Origin of the sequence: Catenibacterium sp. CAG:290 (assembly GCF_000437715.1) — a bacterium.
In the GTDB taxonomy this organism is placed as follows: domain Bacteria; phylum Bacillota_I; class Bacilli_A; order Erysipelotrichales; family Coprobacillaceae; genus Catenibacterium; species Catenibacterium mitsuoka_A.
The window spans coordinates 1-20679 of record NZ_FR898776.1 but is presented as its reverse complement, the minus strand read 5'-3'; the positions used below and the strand labels follow the sequence as shown (position 1 = coordinate 20679).

General features: G+C 34.6%; 23 protein-coding genes. 2 read left to right on the top strand and 21 right to left on the bottom strand.

Annotated features, from left to right (window positions below):
• The 5 genes from QVO42_RS02315 to QVO42_RS02295 form a co-directional block, all read right to left on the bottom strand.
• The coding region (locus QVO42_RS02315; RefSeq protein ID WP_288163621.1) for a transaldolase family protein at positions 1-193 on the bottom strand (193 nt) is incomplete at its 3' end.
• A 4-nt stretch (positions 194-197) separates the two neighbouring features.
• A complete protein-coding gene (locus QVO42_RS02310; protein WP_022424574.1) occupies positions 198-1100 on the bottom strand; it encodes a glycyl-radical enzyme activating protein in 903 nt (300 codons plus the stop codon).
• Positions 1087-3396, bottom strand: a complete 2310-nt coding sequence (locus tag QVO42_RS02305) for a glycyl radical protein (RefSeq protein ID WP_022424573.1) — start codon at positions 3394-3396, stop codon at positions 1087-1089. Before QVO42_RS02305 ends, QVO42_RS02310 begins: the two co-directional genes overlap by 14 nt.
• Before the next feature lie 200 nt (positions 3397-3596).
• Positions 3597-3734: a hypothetical protein gene (locus QVO42_RS02300; RefSeq protein WP_022424572.1), complete on the bottom strand. Its 138-nt coding sequence runs from the start codon at positions 3732-3734 to the stop codon at positions 3597-3599.
• 11 nt (positions 3735-3745) lie between these two features.
• Positions 3746-6865 (bottom strand): ABC transporter ATP-binding protein/permease, encoded by a 3120-nt coding sequence (locus QVO42_RS02295; protein WP_022424571.1) that lies wholly within the window; start codon positions 6863-6865, stop codon positions 3746-3748.
• Between the two features lie 160 nt (positions 6866-7025).
• Between QVO42_RS02295 and QVO42_RS02290 the strand changes: the two genes are divergently transcribed.
• The gene (locus QVO42_RS02290; RefSeq protein WP_022424570.1) at positions 7026-7277 is read left to right on the top strand and encodes a hypothetical protein; all 252 of its coding nucleotides are present in this window, start codon (positions 7026-7028) and stop codon (positions 7275-7277) included.
• Here the strand turns inward: QVO42_RS02290 and yqeC are convergent.
• The 14 genes from yqeC to moaA all read right to left on the bottom strand — a co-directional run bounded on the left by yqeC (position 7261) and on the right by moaA (position 18261).
• Positions 7261-8628: a selenium cofactor biosynthesis protein YqeC gene (yqeC, locus tag QVO42_RS02285; RefSeq protein WP_022424569.1), complete on the bottom strand. Its 1368-nt coding sequence runs from the start codon at positions 8626-8628 to the stop codon at positions 7261-7263. The two genes, QVO42_RS02290 and yqeC, sit on opposite strands and share 17 nt — an antisense overlap.
• Complete coding sequence (locus tag QVO42_RS02280; RefSeq protein ID WP_022424568.1) at positions 8625-9725, bottom strand: aminotransferase class V-fold PLP-dependent enzyme; 1101 nt, start codon at positions 9723-9725, stop codon at positions 8625-8627. Before QVO42_RS02280 ends, yqeC begins: the two co-directional genes overlap by 4 nt.
• Entirely contained in the window at positions 9712-10530 is an 819-nt protein-coding gene (gene yqeB / locus QVO42_RS02275; RefSeq protein ID WP_022424567.1) for a selenium-dependent molybdenum cofactor biosynthesis protein YqeB, read from the bottom strand. Before yqeB ends, QVO42_RS02280 begins: the two co-directional genes overlap by 14 nt.
• A gap of 1 nt (position 10531) precedes the next feature.
• Positions 10532-11113, bottom strand: coding sequence for a sulfurtransferase-like selenium metabolism protein YedF (gene yedF, locus QVO42_RS02270; protein WP_022424566.1), 582 nt, complete (start codon positions 11111-11113; stop codon positions 10532-10534).
• Between the two features lie 2 nt (positions 11114-11115).
• Positions 11116-12138, bottom strand: a complete 1023-nt coding sequence (gene selD, locus QVO42_RS02265) for a selenide, water dikinase SelD (RefSeq protein ID WP_022424565.1) — start codon at positions 12136-12138, stop codon at positions 11116-11118.
• Positions 12138-12368: a putative Se/S carrier protein gene (locus QVO42_RS02260; RefSeq protein WP_006504393.1), complete on the bottom strand. Its 231-nt coding sequence runs from the start codon at positions 12366-12368 to the stop codon at positions 12138-12140. The genes selD and QVO42_RS02260 overlap by 1 nt, the downstream gene beginning before the upstream one ends.
• Positions 12355-12708: a winged helix-turn-helix domain-containing protein gene (locus tag QVO42_RS02255; RefSeq protein ID WP_022424564.1), complete on the bottom strand. Its 354-nt coding sequence runs from the start codon at positions 12706-12708 to the stop codon at positions 12355-12357. The genes QVO42_RS02260 and QVO42_RS02255 overlap by 14 nt, the downstream gene beginning before the upstream one ends.
• Before the next feature lies 1 nt (position 12709).
• Positions 12710-13729, bottom strand: a complete 1020-nt coding sequence (locus QVO42_RS02250; protein WP_022424563.1) for a molybdopterin-binding protein — start codon at positions 13727-13729, stop codon at positions 12710-12712.
• 86 nt (positions 13730-13815) lie between these two features.
• Positions 13816-14595 (bottom strand): molybdate ABC transporter substrate-binding protein, encoded by a 780-nt coding sequence (gene modA / locus QVO42_RS02245; protein WP_022424562.1) that lies wholly within the window; start codon positions 14593-14595, stop codon positions 13816-13818.
• Entirely contained in the window at positions 14579-15238 is a 660-nt protein-coding gene (locus QVO42_RS02240; RefSeq protein ID WP_022424561.1) for a sulfate/molybdate ABC transporter ATP-binding protein, read from the bottom strand. Before QVO42_RS02240 ends, modA begins: the two co-directional genes overlap by 17 nt.
• A gap of 1 nt (position 15239) precedes the next feature.
• Entirely contained in the window at positions 15240-15929 is a 690-nt protein-coding gene (gene modB, locus QVO42_RS02235; protein WP_022424560.1) for a molybdate ABC transporter permease subunit, read from the bottom strand.
• Positions 15910-16851 (bottom strand): MOSC domain-containing protein, encoded by a 942-nt coding sequence (locus QVO42_RS02230; protein WP_022424559.1) that lies wholly within the window; start codon positions 16849-16851, stop codon positions 15910-15912. Before QVO42_RS02230 ends, modB begins: the two co-directional genes overlap by 20 nt.
• Entirely contained in the window at positions 16836-17315 is a 480-nt protein-coding gene (moaC, locus tag QVO42_RS02225) for a cyclic pyranopterin monophosphate synthase MoaC (protein WP_006504400.1), read from the bottom strand. The genes QVO42_RS02230 and moaC overlap by 16 nt, the downstream gene beginning before the upstream one ends.
• A gap of 1 nt (position 17316) precedes the next feature.
• A complete protein-coding gene (gene moaA, locus QVO42_RS02220; protein ID WP_022424558.1) occupies positions 17317-18261 on the bottom strand; it encodes a GTP 3',8-cyclase MoaA in 945 nt (314 codons plus the stop codon).
• Between the two features lie 177 nt (positions 18262-18438).
• On the opposite strand from moaA, the gene QVO42_RS02215 reads away from it, so the two are divergent.
• The gene (locus QVO42_RS02215; RefSeq protein WP_022424557.1) at positions 18439-19668 is read left to right on the top strand and encodes an aminotransferase class I/II-fold pyridoxal phosphate-dependent enzyme; all 1230 of its coding nucleotides are present in this window, start codon (positions 18439-18441) and stop codon (positions 19666-19668) included.
• A gap of 42 nt (positions 19669-19710) precedes the next feature.
• On the opposite strand, the gene QVO42_RS02210 is transcribed toward QVO42_RS02215, so the two are convergent.
• Positions 19711-19842 carry a hypothetical protein gene (locus tag QVO42_RS02210; RefSeq protein WP_288163609.1) on the bottom strand — a complete coding sequence of 44 codons (132 nt, stop codon included), beginning with the start codon at positions 19840-19842 and terminating at the stop codon, positions 19711-19713.
• On the bottom strand, positions 19839-20561 hold the full coding sequence (locus QVO42_RS02205) for a MurR/RpiR family transcriptional regulator (RefSeq protein WP_022424556.1): 723 nt from the start codon (positions 20559-20561) through the stop codon (positions 19839-19841). Before QVO42_RS02205 ends, QVO42_RS02210 begins: the two co-directional genes overlap by 4 nt.
• Positions 20562-20679 lie beyond the last annotated feature (118 nt).

Below are 20679 nucleotides of genomic sequence, written 5' to 3'. Positions count from 1 at the left end.
CTGTCGCAATAACCTGAATATGTAAAGAACGTTCATTCCCAATGATTTTTCTGATTTCTCTCATATATCCAAAGAAATCCTTTGGACTAGTCTTCTTAACAATACTTGGGTTACTAGTGACACCTACGATTGGTAAGTGATCCACTGCATCTCTAATTTCTTCTAAATCTACAGTATCAATAATAAATTCCATTTTTTTAATCTCCCTTGATTATATTTTTTATTCCACTATCAGATACAATCTGATAGTAATGGCTTAATTGTTCCTGGCTATAGGCCTTCTGATCCTCTTTGACACCATATTCAAATTCAGTTAAATCATATTTTGCGGATGCAAGAGGATTATAATTTAATAATTCATAACGTACGTCTGGATATAAACTATAAAGATAAGAGGCAATACTCTTAATATTATCATCATCACTTGTATACCCAGGAATAAGTGGTGTTCTTACAGTCACTTTATCTTTATGCTCACTTGTGAGTAAATAAGCTAGATTTTCTTTAATAATTGCATTTGATACACCAGTTGCTTCTATATGTGCTTTGTCATCTTCTATCTTTAAATCGCAATAGATCTGATCAAGGTAAGGTGCTGCCTGCTTCACTAAATCTAGTGAAGTATAAAGTGAAGTTTCAATGGCTGTATGTACTCTTGTGTGAAGCTCCTTTAATAATTGTATCAGTTTTTCCTGCTGCATAAAGGGTTCTCCGCCAGAAACTGTCACACCTCCACCATATTTAAAGAAAACTTCATCTTCCATCATCTTATCTACAAGTTCTTCTAAGCTATAATAAGAGCTATCATACTGAATCGCATCAGTAGGACAATACTTGAAGACTTCATCCAAATCATCTTCTATAAATACAGGTCTATCTTGATAGACTATTTTACCTGCTCCGTGCTTCTCACAGTTTCGGCAATGCATACACTTGTTTTCTAAGTAAATAGGCTTTCTTTGTGGCAAAAGTCCTTCAGGATTCTGACACCATCTGCATCTTAAAGGACATCCTTTAAAGAAGATTGTTGTACGTAATCCTTCACCATCATGTACCGCAAATCTTTTGATATCAAATACAAGATATTTAGATGTTGTCATAGGTTGTTCTCGCAATAATTTCATCCTGTAATTTACCTGCTAGTTCTACAAAGTAAGCTGTATAGCCAGCAACACGGATTGTAAGTGAACGATGTCTTTCAGGATGAACTTTCGCATCTAATAAATCTTTCTTATTGACGACATTGAACTGAATATGAGGTACATGCAAGTCCACAAAAGCACGAAGGAAGTTTTCAAACTTCATACGTCCTGTTTCTGTTTTAAAGAAGTCTGGTAAGAACTTCATATTGAGTAATCCTCCATTGGTTGTGAGGTCATCATCTAGTTTGGAGACAGATTTTAAGACAGCTGTAGGTCCTGCTAAGTCTCTACCATAAACAGGGGACATACCACCATCTGCAAGAGGGGTATAAGCGTTTCTACCATCTGGAGATGCTCCTACATTTTCACCCATAGGAACATGAGCTGAAACAGTATACATACCTGTATGAATAGGACCACCACGATAATTCTTATACTCTTTCATCTTATTTCTAAAGTAACGTGCCCATTTAGCACCACATTCATCTACCCAGGCAATATCATTACCATATTTAGGTACTTTATTCAAAAGCATGGCTTGTGTGATTTCGTGCCCTTTAAAGTCATCCTGTAAAGCTGTAAGCAGTTCTTTTGAATCTAAGAGATGGTCTTCATAGACTAACTTCTTAATAGCTGCAAGTGAGTCTGCAAGGTTCGCAATCTGAATCATCTGGATACCAGATAAATTATACTTGGCGCCACCTCTTGTAACATCCACGCCTTTTTCTAAACAGTCATCAATGACACATGATAAGAAGGCAGTTGGTAAACATTCCTGATGTACTCTTTCTACAACTTCTTCTGCTTTCATCATCATTTCAATAAAGTAATCAATCTGAATCTTGAAAGCTTTTTCTAACTGTTCATATGTCTGATATGTTTCTAGTGATCCCATATCCAGACCAAGTTTCTGTCCCGTCAACAAACATTTACCATTATTTAAAGTAAGTTCTAGTGCCTTATTGAGGTTGAACATAGCCGCATCACTCCAGCCTAGGTTATTACCATGGGTTGTAAGTTCTACGCATCCGACAATCGCATAATTTAAAGCATCCTCATGACTGATACCAAGTCTTTCCATCGCAGGAATAATCGCTTCATCGTTAAAGAACTGTGGCATACCACTACCTAATGCCACAACTTCAATCGCCTTCTGCATGAGTTCATGTGATGTATTCTTGTTAAGTCTTACTGATAAATTAGGCTGAGGAAGACATAATTCCTTCTGTGCTTCTAGACAAAGCATGGATAAATCATTATATGTATCATGTCCTTTTTCATCCAAGCCACCTACCGCAATATTAAACCCAATCGGGAATCCCGCAAAGTATTTCGCTGAATTACTGTTACGAAGATAAACAATCTGATTAAACTTCAACCAAAGACATTCTAATATCTCTAATGCATCATCTTTACTAATAAGTCCTTCTTTTAAGTCATGTTCATAATATGGGTAAAGATACTGATCCATACGCCCTGGTGAGAATGAAGATGCATTGGATTCCATATGTAATATTACAAACAAGAACCATAAAGACTGTACGGCTTCATGGAATGTTTTTGGAGGTCTTTGAGATAAAGAGAGGCAGTTATCTGCAACACGCTTTAAATCATCACTCTCATGATAATCAGGCATAGAGATAATATAGTCATGATATCTCTTCATGAAAGTGATAGCCCCTTCTAATACAAGTTTTGTGCATGTATAGAATTCTGTTTCTTGTTTATCATTGATCTTATCTAACAATCCTTGAGGTCCATATTTCAACCATAAAGCAGAATCAGGACAGATATGACCCTGTGCGTGGTCTTTCTGATTGATCTTTACTACTTTACTGATATGATCAATTTCTTTGCCATAACGTGTTCTAATGACATCCTCCATAGAATGTCCTTTCCAGTATGGATATATGGTTTCTCTAAATTCTTTAATATCCTCACTCCTCACTTCAAACTGATCCTGAGGACGGGTAGGAAGTGTTTCAAATTCTCTATCAACCCATGAACAGCCACTTTCAGGAAATACAACACCTGCACGTACACCTTTTGTACGATTACCTACAATTAATTCTTCTTTTTCAACACCAATTTCAATTTCTTCTAATGCTGCTTTTAAAGAGAGGGCACGTTTCATTGGAACAGAAAGAGTTTCATTCTCTTTATAAATACGTGTTATGATACGCGCTTGTTCAATAGATGCATAACGTTTTTCATCAAGCATCTTCTCTTTTAATATTGTAATTCTGTTTCTCATACTTGTCTCTCCTTTTCAACTTCATTATACTCATTGTATTATTGTTTTCAATACTTTTATTATTGTTTGTGATAAATAAAAAGGTATACATCATCTGCATACCTTATATCTTATCTCCTGCAATCAAATCTTCATGCTTAGCGCTCTTTTAATGTGCCTCTTCCTTCAAAGATAGAGTATTTCTATTACTGCAATGGCAATCATATGAGAACAACGGCATTATAAAAACAAAATACAGAAGTTTCACTTGTCTGATACATGATATATTTTTGTATTTTTTCTGAATCAAAGAAATAATCATAGAATGAATAGATTTCTTCAATAACGTTCTTTGACATCATTTACTCCTTTAATCTGTACGCAATGCTTTGACAGGATCCTCTTTTGCAGCTTTACGTGATGGAATTAATCCACCAAGTAATGTAAGACCAATACTTAATAATATAAGAACAACTGCGCCACTTACTGGCAGCATCGCATTGATAGAGGTCTGATTGGATACGTTATGTATAATTATATTAGTTGGAATCAATAGAAGCAAGGTAATACCAATACCCATAAGTCCTGATAATAAACCGATAATAAATGTTTCTGCATTAAATACCTGTGAAATATTATGCTTAGAAGCACCTATTGCACGTAATATACCAATTTCCTTTTTTCTTTCTAAAACACTAATATAAGTAATTACACCAATCATAATTGAAGAAACTACAAGTGAAATACCAACAAAGGCAATCAATACATAACTGATAACATCGACAATATCAGTCACAGAAGACATAAGTGTACCTACAACATCTGTATAAGTAATCACTTTGTCTTCATCTATCTTTTTCATCTTCTCATTATAATGGTCTAAATAATCAAGAACGGACTGCTTCTTTTCAAAGTCCTGAGGATAAATACTAATACTACTTGGATCATCAAAGCTGCAATAACCAAATTTTTTCATATTATTATCATAGTTTGACTGCTCTGTATTCATCATTGATTTTAAAAGTTCAGTCATATCCGCACCATCTCTATTCATTTTAATAGCCTGTTTAAAGACATCTGGATTAAAAGTAAATGCCTGAGAAAGAGATGTGGACATCTGTTTTGTGACAGTCTGCATGTAACCTGACATAATTGTATTTAATTGGGCATCAAGATGATTATCCTTGATCACTTTATTAATAAATTGATTGATAACCTGCTTAGAATCCTGTGAATTGAGATAGTTCATCATACTACTCTGTAATCCTAGTGTAAATGAATTGATATCTTCTTTTGCATAATCACTAAAGTCATCCGCGACATTCTTCATAATCTTCTGCATCTGTTCTTCAGTAATCTTTATTTCACCATTTTCTTTAATTGCATCATCAAAACCTTTCTTAATGATATCTGATGCTCTTTTGGTTTGAAGATATTTTTGAACCACCTCATTTAAATTTTCTGCTTCTTTTAAAGGATGTTCCTTTAAATAATCATTATAGCCAGATGAGATTGTAGACATAAACAATGATACATCACTTTGAGATATGTCAATTTTTATCTGACTTAAAATACTAGACATATCCATTTGTGGCATAGATATATTTATCTTGCTTGTATCAAACTGAAATGCATTCTTTAAAGCATTGTTGTCTACTTGAAACATAGATGATAAATCAAATGTCTTTTGAGACTGATCATTAAAAGATTGTCCAGTAATCACATTTATATTTTTATTTTCTAGCTGTGCTTTCACTATCTGGCTATTACTCGCATCTTTAATAATAGAAGTGGCAAGTGAGTAAGGATAATAAATACCCATAGCAAGCATAGAAGCATTAGTCGATTCTTTAGGCTGTACAACACCAACAATCTTTAAATCACTACCATTTTGTACAAGTGAATTGATATAGCTTGTATCATTACTTTTATCTTTATATACCTTATATGTATCATCATATTGATAATAAGAGGATGCATTCACTACTTTAAAAGTAATACCTAATAGATCATTATAACGATAACCTTGTTTGCCTGTTGTGATTTTAACACTTTTCTCTTCACTAAAAGCTTTTAACATCTGATCTAATTGTGCTGGGTCTCTTAAACCTAATGTATACAGCATAAAATCACTGATACCACCTTTTTTAGAGAGTACCAATACACATTCATTTTTATTTTTAGGCCAGTGACCTGCTTTTACATCATATTGATCATCATATAAAGAGGCATGAGATGGAAGAGAATAGAAAACATTCGTATTCATCATACTACTCATCATAGAATTACTGCTTGTTCCCATACCAAGTTTTTTCATTGTGGCATCAGGATTCACTTGTCTGATTCCATATTGATCATTTGCATAAATCTGTGGCAAGATACCATAATCATATTCTACAGCACGGGCATAGTTATTAATTTCTTTATGTTCCTCTATATATGCTTTTAAGTTCTTCAAATCATTAGAACCGATCTTAGAGAACATATTCTCCATCATATCCACAACCTTGACTTCACTGTTGTTTTTCTTGACTGGTTCGCCCATCATCGCACTCATATCAATTCCTGTAGATTGAATAGAAAGAGGATATTCTGATAACGTCTCTTTTTCAATGGATGAGATATAGGCATTCACACCAGTAGAAATAGAAAGAATAAGCGCAATTCCAATAATACCAATAGAGCCAGCAAATGATGTCAATATTGTACGCGCTTTTTTCGTTTTAAGGTTATTAAAGCTAAGCATTAATGCGGTTAGGAAGTTCATAGATGTCTTACCCAGATTTTTATGAACAGGCTTTTCTTCTTTAAAAGATACTGGGTTAGAATCAGAGACTATCACACCATCCTTAAGAGTTACAATACGATTGGCATACATATGTGCAAGTTCTGGATTATGAGTGACCATGACTACAAGTTTTTCTTTCGCAACCTGTTTAAGTAAATCCATAACCTGTATACTTGTTTCACTATCGAGTGCCCCTGTTGGTTCATCCGCAAGTAAAATATCAGGATTATTCACTAATGCACGGGCAATAGCCACTCTTTGCATCTGTCCACCGGATAACTGATTTGGAAGCTTATGAGACTGTTCTTTAAGTCCTACCTGACTAAGTGCCTCTTGTGCACGACGTGTTCTTTCTTCTCTAGAAACACCCGAAATTGTGAGGGCGAGTTCTACATTCGCAAGAATGGTCTGATGTGGAATTAAATTATAGCTTTGAAAAATAAAACCTATTGTATGATTTCGATAAGAATCCCAGTCCTTATCCTTATATTGTTTTGTGGAAATACCATTGATAATAAGATCTCCTGAATCATATTGATCTAAGCCACCAATCACATTTAATAAAGTTGTTTTTCCTGACCCAGATGGTCCTAATATTGCGACAAATTCATTATCTCTTAAACATAAAGACACATGATCAAGAGCTGTCTGAGTGAGTTCACCTGTATGATATTGTTTACATACATCCTTAATTGTAAGCATTCTTCTCAACTCCTTTTTAACATCATAACATAATACATCATCTATAATAATAAACATTTTTCGTGTATTTTATATTAACCCCTTGTATAAGGTGTTATCGAAAGGGTACATAACGCATTTTAATTCAAAATAGTATAAAATATGAGAAGAGGTGATAATTATGAGATCTTATTTATTCGTTTATAAAATTAAAAAAGAAGAATCAGGCGATATTTTCCTTAGAATATGTCATTCTATAGAAAATACACTTCATCCTTCTTTTATTGAAAATGGAATTGTGGATTTTGATCAGTCACGTATTCAACGCTATATTTTTCCTAATAATCGTATATTACTTTATGATGATATACAATCAGATTGCGTTATCATGCAGACTGATCAGCCCTGCACGCTTTCTACTTTAATGGAATAAATAACACATCGTTACGACCACCACAGATCATACCTAGTGTTGCACCTTCTTTATTACTTAATTCATAGTGATGAGAACGTATACCTTCTTCATTTCTAGCGTCACATATTGCCTGGTATTCGACACGTCCTCCACCAATTGTCTCAATGATTTTTTCATCTGTGACAAGCATCATGCTTCCTACACCGCGGGGGGCAGACCCTTCTTTGAATGTAATGATACAAAGAGTTCCTTTCTCTTTGGTATGATAGAGATCATTTGTCATTGTAGAGTATTGATGCGTATTTTTAATCTGGATAATTTCAGCCATAATACTAATCGCAATTTCTGCAGGTGTTTGTGAATTGATTGGAAGACCAATAGGTGCATGAACTTGTTTTAATAAAGATTCGTCATAACCTTCTTCTATTAAGGCATCCATAGTTTTTTTTACTTTACCCTTACTTCCAATCATTCCAACATAAAGAGCTTTTTGATCGAGTGCCTTTTTAAGACAGACCTTATCGTCCTTATGTCCTCTTGTCACAATAACATAACATGTATTCTCTTCTTTTGGAAAATACTGTTCTGCTTCCTCATAATTGACACAATGCACTTCCTGGGCTTCTGTAAAAATATTTTTATTCGCAAATTCTTCACGATTATCAATGACTATTGTATAGAAATCTAATAAGTGCGCTGTTTTTTCTACATATTGTGAGACATGTCCAGCACCTAATAATACTAATTTTGGCTGGGGCATGAACCACTCTTCTTGTATACATGTCACATCTACGTTGTGTTCTATTAAAGAAGCCAAAGCTCTTTGATAAAGCCCTTCAGGTTGCTTGACTTCAATAACTGCATCAGGATATCTCTTTAAATAATATCTCACAAGATATTGAATAAGCGCACCATCTACTATTTTCTCTGGATCAAGGTCTAATAATTCATAACGATGTACAACATCCTTGACTCGTTTTCCTAATCCTTTCATAGAAGTAATCAAAATAATTTCATCAGTATCTTCATCAATAACAGGTTCATAATCAGCTGGTACTTTAAGAGGGAATCCTCTTGAACCATCTGCTTCAATTAAAATAACATCTACTTCTTTTTTTAATTGATTGAGTAAATCCTGATCTAAAGCCTTGATCTTATATTCATCAAAACGATTTCCCGCAAAGGCATAGCCTTTGTTTTTTATTTCTTCATGAATTTCTTCATAAGTAGGATCAACTAAAGTATCTTCTTCTATACGCATATGTGTAGAAGTCGTCATAAGAACTGTTTTTCCTTTTTCTTTATATTGATGAAGTAATTGCTTCATACGTGTTGTTTTTCCACCTGACCCAATAATACTAATGATCATTCTTCAGTCATCTCCTTTAAGACATCAATGACAGTATTGACTTCTTCCATACTATTCATAAATGATAAGCTGAAGCGTACAATACCTCTTTCTACTGTATTAAGATGTGTATGCATCAGTGGTGCACAATGGGCACCACATCGTGTAATGATATCATATTTATAACTTAAGACATCACTGATCTTAGATGAATCATAATCTTCAAGATTAAAGGCAATGATAGGTGTATGGCTACAGGTATCATAATCACAATAAAACGAGATTCCGTTAATACGTTTCATGCCCTCGTATAAAGCATCAAAAAGCTGTTTTTCTTTTTCTTCTATTTCTTTTTGATGTTCTAATAAATAAGTCATACCTGCATTTAAAGAGGCAATACCTGGTATATTCAAAGTACCTGCTTCTAAGTGTTCTGGATAACTATCCGGCTGGTTTTTATTAAAGGAATCAATGCCTGTTCCACCTGTCTTAAGTGGATGAATGAATATATCTGTATTGACACAGATTCCTCCTACCCCGCTCATTCCTAATAATGCCTTATGACCACTAAAAGTAAGCAAGTCAATATGAGATTTCTGCATATCAATAGAGATATGACCTGCACTTTGTGCACTATCAACCACAAATAGGATATGATGTTCATAGGCTATTTGACCAATGGCATCTATATCATAGAGTTCTCCTGTCACATTAGAACTATGCGTCATCACAATCATCTTTGTGTCTTCTCTTATTTCTCTAAGAATATCTTCCTTGTAAGGTGCTGTCACAGTTAAATCAACACCTATTTGACGAAGTGGTCTTAAGACAGAATTATGTTCCGCATAAGTCGTAATGACATGATCATCTTTTGATAAGATTCCTTTTAAACATGTATTCAAGCTTTCTGTATTACCACTATTAAAAATCACATGATCAAAATAAGGAAGATTAAAATACTGTGCAATAAGTTTACGGGTAGAATATAAAAGACGATCCGTCTTAAAAGCACCTGTACTTCTTTGGGCATTCATATTGTTGTCAAGTGCATCCATTACTGCCTGTTTAACAGAGGGCAGTTTAGGAAAACTTGTTGCCCCTTGATCAAGATAAATCATGCTGCCCTCTTAAATAGAAGATAGCTTCTAATACACCACCTGCAATACATCTTGCTTTATCTGAAATAGTGAAGCAGTTCTCATATTCATCTAAACGAGGATCAATATCTGCCATCTTGAATCCCTTTGTGACATAATAACCTTCACGAATCAAACCTCTAAGTAACCCTGACATAGAAGCATATACAGGATGCTGTCCTTCCTTGTTTTCTATATAAGCAAGCACATCTCCTTTTTCAACTGTATCAGTAATCTTCTTAACCTGGTGGACAGTACCTTCTACTTCTGCATGAATGACACGTTCTTTCCCGTATCCTTTAATCAGTCCTGGAATCCCTGTATTTTTCATTGCTGGGCCTTCTTCAATCAAGCGACCTAAGCGATGTCCTCGCATTGTTTCAATCACGATATCTACATCTTTTCCTGCATTAAATCCAGGACCTAAACCTATCGTGATAGGCGCCATATTTCTTGAAGTACCCATATTCTTTTTCGCAAGTATCGCATCAATCACAATTTCTGGCTTTAAGATATCAATAGAACTCCCTTCAGGATCCACCATCATCGCAATCTTATTTTCTTTAAATACAGATTCTAATTCATTAAGTGAATGAATCAGTACGCATTCAATACCTTCTACTTCCTTATGACCATCATACACCGCTTCAGAGTATGCAACATTACGTCTAATCGCACTTGGATGGGCAATCTCTAATACAAGCACATGAAACCCACAGCGGGCAAGCTTATAAATAGTGCCAGTCGCAATATCACCGCCACCTCTTACTACTACAAGATTATCCATATTAGTTAGGCTTGATGACTTTTTCAGCCTTTTCCATTCTTTCTACAATATCATACATATTTGTAATGCTGCCCACTTTTAAATCATCTTTTAACTTAAAGAAATCCAAGCATGTTCCACAGTTCACAATTTCTACACCTTCAGAATCTAAGAATAATAAATCTTTCACTGTATCACTTTCCTGAGTAGTGATCTTAACACCTTCATTATAGAAAATAATTGTTTCTGGGAAGGCATCCTGCTTAGTAAGCGCAAAAATGAAAGATTTCATTAAGATTTTACCTAATTCCTTGTCACTTCCCAAACTATCACTGCTTATTACAACAATCTGTCCTTTCAAGATATTGTCAGCCTTCTCTTCTTCTACAACCTGTTCACCTGAGCTGATGACTACAGTATAATCTTCGTTGACTTTACTACTTACGGCATTATAACCTTTTACTTTCGCAAACTTCTTTAAGTTTTCTACAGCTGTTTCATTATCTACTAATACTTCTACAGCTTCACTACTTTCCTTTAATAATTCCTTAGTCTTTACAACTGGTAATGGACATTCTAATCCTCTTGCATCTAACTTTCTCATTTTTATTCTCCTACATATATACTTTTATCTTTTAAATCAACAACTTCTCCAATGACATAACATTCTCTTCCTGCTTCTTTAAATGCATCAAGTATGTCATCTAAGTCTTTTTTCGCAACACTCGCAAGTAATCCTCCACTTGTCTGAGGATCATACATAATTTCTTCTAAGAAGAAATTCTCCTTTTCAAATACAACTTCTTTTTCTACACTATTTCTATTTGTCTGAGCAGCCCCACTTAAATAGAATTCATCTACATAGTAAGGACAATCTCTAAAATAAGGAATATTGTTTCCATAAAGTATTGCACTCTTTTTATGATCTAACATCTCATTTAAATGAACCATTAAACCAAAACCTGTGACATCAGTCAGTGCATGAACATCATATGGTTTAAGTAGTTCTGCAGCATACTTATTAAGTGTTGTCATACTCTTAAAAACATCATCTAATACTTCTGGCGCAGCGTCTTTCATACGCATCGCATTGAGTGTCATACCTACACCTAATTTCTTAGTAAGTATAAGTACATCTCCCGTCTGGGCATTATTGTTTGTCTTAATAGAATCAACATCCACAATACCAGTTACGCTTAAGCCATACTTAATAGAAGTATCTCTGATAGAATGCCCTCCAGATAGTGTGACATGAGCTTCTTTTAACTTATCATTGCCACCCTCAATAATTCTTCCTAATATATTTAAATCTTCTTCATCGGGGAAACAAACAATATTTAAAGCCGTTCTAGGAATACCGCCCATAGCATAAACATCACTTAATGCATTGGTGGCTGCAATCTGACCATAAAGATAAGGATCTTCTACCATTGGAGGAAAGAAATCCAATGTAGAGACAATTCCTTTATCTTCCGTTATCTTTAATACAGATGCATCATCATGACTATCAAAGCCTACTAACAAGTCTGGGTCTTCATACTTATCAATCTTCTCAAGGATACGAGAGAGCTTCTTTGCGCCAAGCTTTGCGCTGCATCCTCCACCCTGACAGTAAATCTTCTCGCTCATCAGAAAATCACCTCTTTCATATAAGCATATTGTACATGTTCTTCTTCTAAGAATCTATGCCATTTCTCTTGGTCTAATTCTAAAGAGGCAAAACAGAGACCACAACCTGCTTCTATTTCTCTTGGAAGAGGAATTAATCTTCCCTGCATCTTATTTTTTGCTTTATCTTCTAAGTCTAGTGCATGGCTTGTAGAATCAAACGCAATGATCAAATATTTATCTTTCTTCATTAAATAGTTCTTGAAATGTTTCTTCTGCGAAGTCTTTCATTCTTTTTTGGAATTCATCATATTTCTTTAATAATGTCTTTCCTTCTTCGCTTAAAACACTTCCTCCTCCATTACTTCCTCCAGATACTCGTTCTAATAACTTCATATCTAGATCTTCTTCAGCTCTTTTTAATATCTTCCATGCTTTAGAATGGGACATCCCCATAACCTCACAGGCCTTACTTAAAGAGCCATACTCATCACATAAATGTAGTAACTGTGAGACACCTTTTCCAAAACAGGGTTCTTCATTAAAAAGTCTAACTTTAAAATCAAATTTTTCAGGATTATGATATGTCATCCTACCAGCCCTTTCCAAAGCCACAATTTGGGAATGTACATTGTGGACAGTTTAAACACAAACCACCTTCATCAAGCATTGCAAGTTCATCAGCAGTGATTGGATCATTGGCAACAAGTCGAGGAAGAACTAAATCAAAAACTGTTCTTTTTGCATACATCACACATCCTGGTAAACCAACAATTGGTGTATCTCCCTTATATGACAATAAGAACATCGCACCTGGTAAAACAGGTGAACCATAGCTAATAATATTGGCCCCTGTATTCTTGATTGCAAGTGGCGTCTTATCATCTGGATCAACACTCATACCACCCGTACAGATCACCATATCCACATGCATATCAAGTGCTTTTTGTATAGCACTTGTCACCATATCTGGATCATCTGGACATAATTTATGGAATACAACTTCTACATTGTATTCTTTTAATTTATCAATAATAACAGGAGTAAATGTATCTTTAATACGTCCCTTATAGACTTCGCTTCCTGTAGTAATAACGGCTGCTTTCTTAAATACAAAAGGCTTTACTTCAAGTATTGGTGTATCAGTGATTTTTGATGCTTCTTCCATCTTTTCTTTTTTTATAACTAAAGGAATAATACGCATACCTGCGAGATGATCACCAGAATGAACAACTGTATTTCCATTTCTTGTTGCAATCATCATTTCACCCATACGATTCACTTCTAATAACTTTTCTCTATTCACTTTAAATAAGCCATCAATGGTGCTTATTAATTCTATTTTACCTTCTTTAATTTCTGTTGTAGACATATAATCATTTTGACACAACTTACATAATACTTCTGCTGCTTCATTTTCATGCATCATTGTCTCATCATTTTCCCATACATAGAGGTTTTCTTTCCCTAAAGATAACAATACAGGAATATCTTCTTCTTTTACGATATGACCTTTTCTAAAGCGTGCGCCTTTTCTTACGCCTCTCACAATTTCAGTAATATCATGACATAATACTGCCCCTACTGCATCTTCTGTCTTGATTTGTTTCATGGTTTGTCCTCCTAATAGTTAAAGTTTATTTCTTATTATCCAATGTGTCAATACTTACAAAAAAAGGAGGTAAGACCTCCTAACTACTACTTACAGATAGTAAAACCGCTCTTCTTGAATGTGTCTTTAGATTCTTTAGCCTGTAAGAACTTGATTAAGTTATTTGCTTGTTCTTTATGTTTAGTTTTAGTTACACGTCCTACTGGATAAATAACAGGTGTATCTAATAGATTGTTGTTAACTTTTTCAAGTACTGTTACTTTAGAACTGCTGGCTGCATCTGTAGAATAAACTAAACCTACTTCAGCACTACCACTTTCTACCCAGCTTAATACTTCAGTGACATTACCACCTAAAGAAATCTTATTCTGGATTGCATCCCAAGTATTTGCGTTAGTAAGTGCGATTTTTGCATATTGACCTGCAGGTACTACTTCAGGATCACCTATCGCAATCATCTTCGCATCACTAATATTTGAAATACCCTTGACAGCAGTTTTTGTATCTTTCCCTTTGATTAATACAAGTTTATTTTCTAATAAATTTACAACACTCTTAGAATCAACAAGTTTTTCATCAACTAAGCTATCCATCTGTTTAGTGGCTGCACTAAAGAATACATCAGCATCTAATCCCTGTTCAATCTGAATCTGTAATTTACCACTACTGTCATAAACACCCTTTACGTTCACATTTGAATATTTCTTTTCAAAACGAGGAATAAGTGTTTCTTCAAAAGTCTTTTCAAGACTGGCTGCAGCCGCAATAGTAATTGTGACATTCTTTTCAGGCTTCTTTTCTTGACCACATCCAGCCAAACCAAATACAAGTGCAAAAACACATAAGATACTAACTAGTTTTTTCATGAATCATTTCTCCATTTTTTATAATATACATTTCATGACTCAAAGCTTTGATTTCATCCTTATTATGGGACACAAAGACAACAGGTCGATGGTAAGCATCTAGTTTCGTCTTCATCTCTTTTAAGAGTTCACCTTTTAAATCTTCATCCAAAGCACTGAATGGTTCATCTAAAAGAATCGCCTCAGCGTTATAAATAAGAAGTCTAGCTAAGGCAACACGCTGTTTCTGTCCCCCTGACAACTGTCTTGGATAACGCTTTTCTAATCCTTCTATATGCAACTCCTTCATCAGCCGAATCACTGAATCATGAATTATAGTCTTATCAAGTCTGCGGGCTACAAGAGGTGAGGCAATATTGTCATAAACTGTCATATTTGGAAATAATGCATAATTCTGAAACATATATCCAATATTTCTTTCCTGAGGTGATAAATTAATATGTTGATTAGAATCATAGAGTACTCTTCCGTCTAATACAATTCTTCCTGAATCAGGTGTTTCTATACCAGCAATACATTTAAGTGTCATACTTTTACCACTGCCACTTGGCCCCATCACACCCAAGCATATTTCATCAATCTTAAAATGAACATCTAAGTCAAATTCACTTAGTTTTTTATAGATATCCACTTCTAAAAACATATTAATAACCTCTCTTTTTCTTCTCCCATAACTGATAAATATTCAGTAATATTACAGCCGTAAAGCATATAGCGATAATAACAACAACATAGAAAGATGCGCTATGCATATCATTGCTGACAACTTCACTATAGACAGCTAAAGGCAGTGTACGTGTTTTTCCAACAATATTACCTGCCAGCATCGCTGTTGCACCAAATTCTCCCAAACCTCTCGCAAATGATAATACACCCCCACTGATAATACCTGGCAAAGCATTAGGTACGAGTACCTTGAAGAAGATACTTGTTTCACTCATACCAAGTGTTCTTGCAGCATCTACTAAATCTGTATCCACCTGTTCAAGAGCTCCTCTTGCAGAGCGATACATGATGGGAAAAGAGATGACGACTGCCGCAATCACTGTAGCACTAAAGCTAAAGGCGATACGCACACCAAATACATTTAAGAAAAATGAACCAATCGGCTGATTAACTCCAAATATCAATAATAGGAAAAAGCCCATTACTGTCGGTGGTAAAACAAGTGGAAGTGTGAAGATACCATCAAAGATAAGTTGAATGACCTTATTTTTAAGTGTCATCATCCATCTTGCTGCAAAGAGTCCTAAAAAGAATGTGATAAATATAGAAAAAGCAGCGCATTTAAATGAGATCCATATAGGTGAATAATCAATCATCACTTCTTGCACAATCGTGTGCATCTCCTTTTAAGATTTCTAAGCCATGATGAAGAGGATCTATAATAATATCCAAACTCTCCTTCACTGCCTTGACACTTCCAGGAAGATTAATAATGAGCGTGTTGTTTCTAATAACACTTACACCTCTAGATAACATCGCACGATTTGTATATTTCATAGATTCATAACGAATCGCTTCAGAAATACCTGGCACAAGTCGTGTGGCCACTTTTAATGTCGCTTCAGGTGTCACATCTCTTTGTGACAAGCCTGTACCACCTGTAGTCAAAATTAAATCATTCTCACATCGATCACTTAGATTAATAAGAGCCTGCTCAATCATCTTCTGATTATCTGGAAGGATATCTAAAGAAGTGACATGATAACCTCTTTCTTCCATATATTCCTTAATAGAAGGACCACTTTCATCCACTCTTAATCCTTGACTTCCTTTATCGGATAAAGTGAGTATTGCGACACGCATGCGTGAATCAGTAGGTGGTGTATAAGTCACTTCATCACCAGAATGAATTACTCCGCCATGAATGACTCTTGCGAAAATACCAAGTCGAGGCATAATACATTCACCTACCTGGTGATAAATACGACAATGAGCATGACAGCTTTTACCTCTCTGGGTGATTTCTAAATCCACTTCACCAATATGAACATGGCTTCCTACAACAAGCTTATTAAAATCAATACCAGAAATAAGAAGGTTCTCACCAAAAGCACCATCTTCTACATCTCCACCACGTCTTTTAAAGTCTTCTCTTTCTTCATAAGGTAATAAGCTGACCTGTCTATGCCATTTACCTGCATGGGCATCATGTTCTAAGCCAAAATCTTCTATTATTTTAGTTTCTTGTATAGGTTTCTTTTCAGTCCCCTTCTTCTCACTAATACAAATTGCTTCTATTTTTCCTGCCAATTGAATTCACCGCTCTTTCCACCTGTTTTCTTTAATAAATGAATATCTTTGATTTCCATTTCTTTACTGATTGCCTTACACATATCATAAATAGTTAATAATGTAACACTTACTGCGTGTAATGCTTCCATTTCTACCCCTGTCTTCCCTTTACATTTCACTGTCGCAAAGGCATGAATCTGATTGTTGTCTTCATCTATTTCAAAATCAACAGTGACATTAGTAATCATTAATATATGACAAAGCGGAATCATATCGCTTGTCTTTTTTGCGGCCATGATGCCGGCAATTCTTGCGACACCAAGGACATCCCCTTTTTCTATTGTATTATTTTTAATATGCTCAATAATCTCATGATTGACTTGAATAGTCCCTCTTGCATAAGCTGTTCTTTTTGTGATCTCTTTATCAGATACATCTACCATAATGGCGTTGCCATCTTCATCAAAATGTGTAAATCCCATATTACCCTCCTATTTGATTCATTACAGTACCGCTTTGTTCATCTTCGAAATGGTGCTGTTCTGGCTTCATATAAATGGCATCTCTCATTACTTCTTCTAGTGTGATTTCATTACCTATATAAGGTTTTAATGCGATACTATTCTTATGAAATAAGCATAATTTTAATGATCCTGTACTAGACAAACGCACACGATTACATTCATGACAGAACTTATGATGTAAGGCTTCAATAAAGCCAATGACACATTTCATATTCTTTATTCTTATATAATGTGCAGGACCATTGCCCAGTCTTTCTGTGATTTCTTCTATATTATAATGTGATGCAAAATATGACTGCACTTCTTCTATTCTATTTTCTCTTTTATTTGAACCAAGTGGCATGAGTTCTATAAAACGAAGACTCACTGGTAAATTCTCACAAAAATCAATCAAGCTTTCTAAATCACTTTGTGTAAAAAGTGGTCCTACAACTGTGTTGATTTTTATATTGAGTCCAATAGAAACACCATAGAGAAGATTATTTAATACTATATCAAGTGTATCTTTACCACAAATAGAAGCATATTTCTTTGAATCAAGTGTATCTATAGAGAAGTTGATTCCATCAATGCCTATATCCTTTAACTCATCCATAGTACGTGCATCTAGTAATAAGCCATTGGTTGTAAGAGTTACCTGTCTCACACCCTCTAGCTGTTTGAGCTGTCTTAAAAAAGAAAGATATCCTTTTCTTACAGTTGGTTCTCCACCAGTCACCTTAAAGTTTACTATGCCTAGTTTAACTGCCACCCTGCATATATCTAGTATTTCTTCATAGCGTAAAATATCATTATGTGAAAGAAATTTGAATTTATCTGGATTACAATATACACAATGATAGTTACATCTATCTGTAATCGATATTCTCATATAATCAATTGTACGGTTATAACGATCCTTCATGCAAACCCCTTTCCGTTATTCTCATTTGAGAATAACGCCATACATAGTGTACAATGATGTACATTAAAATACAATGATTTTGTGAAACAAATGAGAAATATCGCTTTGTTGACTTGTTTCAAACGCATTAGCGTATTAGAATAGTATCTATATTACTAAACAAGCGGAGGATAACGTATGAATTTCGTAAAAGATAGCGTAAATCAGCAGCCAATAGTAGATACAGTATTTACTATTGTTGCGAAAGCAAAGGAAGCGAAAGAAAAGTATGGAGCTGATCAGGTTGTAGATGCAACTATCGGTTCTTTATATAATGAAGAAGGTCAGCTTGTCGCATTGGACAGTGTCTTCAATTCTTTAAAGAATCTTGATAATAAGGTTCTTGCAAAGTATGCAGCAAGCTTTACTGGTAACCCTACATTTAGACAGAAGGCTTATGATTGGGTACTCGATGGTAATAGCCATCTTGAACATGAAGTAGTGGCAACTCCAGGAGGAACTGGTGCTGTATCTATGACTATTCAGGAATGTTTAGATGAAGGTCAGACTGTCATCCTTCCTGAAATTGCATGGGGTAGTTATGCATTAATGGCTCAGATGCATAATCTTGAAATGGCTAAATATTCTTTATTTGAAGGAGATCATTTCAATATTGCCTCTTTCAAGGAAACATGTCTTGAAACAATGAAAAAGCAGAATAAGTTAGTGATTGTTATCAATGACCCTTGTCATAACCCTACAGGTTATTCTTTGACTCATGAAGAATGGGATGAAGTGATTACTTTCTTAAATGAATGCAGCAAGACTCATGCTGTTGTATTATTAAATGATATTGCTTATATTGATTTCTCAAGCCGTCAAAAAGAAGCTAAGACTTATTTTGGTCAGTTTGACAAGATCAGCGATAATGTGATTGTGGTTGTTTCATTCTCATTATCTAAGTCAATGACAAGCTATGGTTTAAGATGTGGTGCAGCAATCATCTTAGGTCAGAAGAAAGAATCAGTGAATCAGGTAAAGATCGTATTTGAAAAGAATGCTCGTGCAACTTGGTCAAATATCAACAATGGAGCAATGGAAACATTTGTAGATGTATTAGATAACCATGGTGAAGAATATGATCAGGAAAGATTAAAATATGTTCACTTATTAAAAGAAAGAGGAGATATCTTCACAACTGAGGCCGATGAAGTAGGATTAAAGTATTATCCATATAAAGAAGGTTTCTTCGTTACACTTGCTATGGATAATGAAACTCGTGATAAGTACCATGAAGCTTTAATGGCAAACAATATCTTTACTGTAAAGGTTAATCTTGGTATTCGTGTCGCTATCTGTTCATTATCAGTAGAAAAGACTAAAGGTCTAGCAAAGAAAATGAAGGATATCTTAGATACAATTCAGTAAGGCAAAAGGATTGAGTCAATGGCTCAATCCTTTTTATTTGTTTTAACCAACAGTTTTATTATAAAATTCATCAGAATTCAATGTATTCTCATAGTTGATAGCACATAAAGATGTAAAGAATAGATCAAAGATAAACTTAGTAGAAATACTGAAAATAACATCTCGTAATTTCACCAATGTCTCATTGCTTTCTGCCTTGATTGTATATGTGACACATTTAGAGATTGTTCCTTTATCATCTGGTGTAATCGCGATAGTTCTAATACCTCTACGGCATAATATACGTGCATTATCCAGAATATGTCATTTAAGCCAGTTTTAGTGACCAAGATAACAACGTGAGTTGATGGAACATTTAGACTAGCATGTATCTGTAAGTCCTGATTTTCATACACATAAACTGGTTTACCAATTGGCATCAAAACATGTTGCGCATAATGCGCAATATTTGCGTTCATATCTGTCGCAATAATATCAATTGCCTCACATTTATTTAATACATCAATAATTTCATCATATTGTGCAAGTGATATATTATTTTTTGTGCGTGCGATTACATTATCATAAAGCTGCGCTGTTTTATTAATGCATTCAAGTCCACTATCATTTTTGTTAAGTTCAACTTTAGGCATATGCATATCACGTAGTTTTAATACAATATCAAATTTAAAGTCATTAAAATTGGCATAACCGAACTTTCTAGAGAGTCTCAATATAGATGTTGGATTAGAATAAGTCAAACGTGCTAATTCTCTTGAAGACATATAAGGCACCTGATCTAAATGTTCGATAATATACTGACAGATTGATTTTTCAGCATCACTGAGTTTTTTATTTAATTCAATACCTTTCTGAAGGTTCCCTCCAGATTCTATAAGTTCATCTAATAACATAACTTTTCCTCCCTTATACGCATAAAAAAGGTACTTTCCCGCCTAGAAAGTACCTAGAAATGATTGATTATTCAGCCTCAGACTGTTTAGCCTGATACTTTTCGTAAGCAATCAAGAA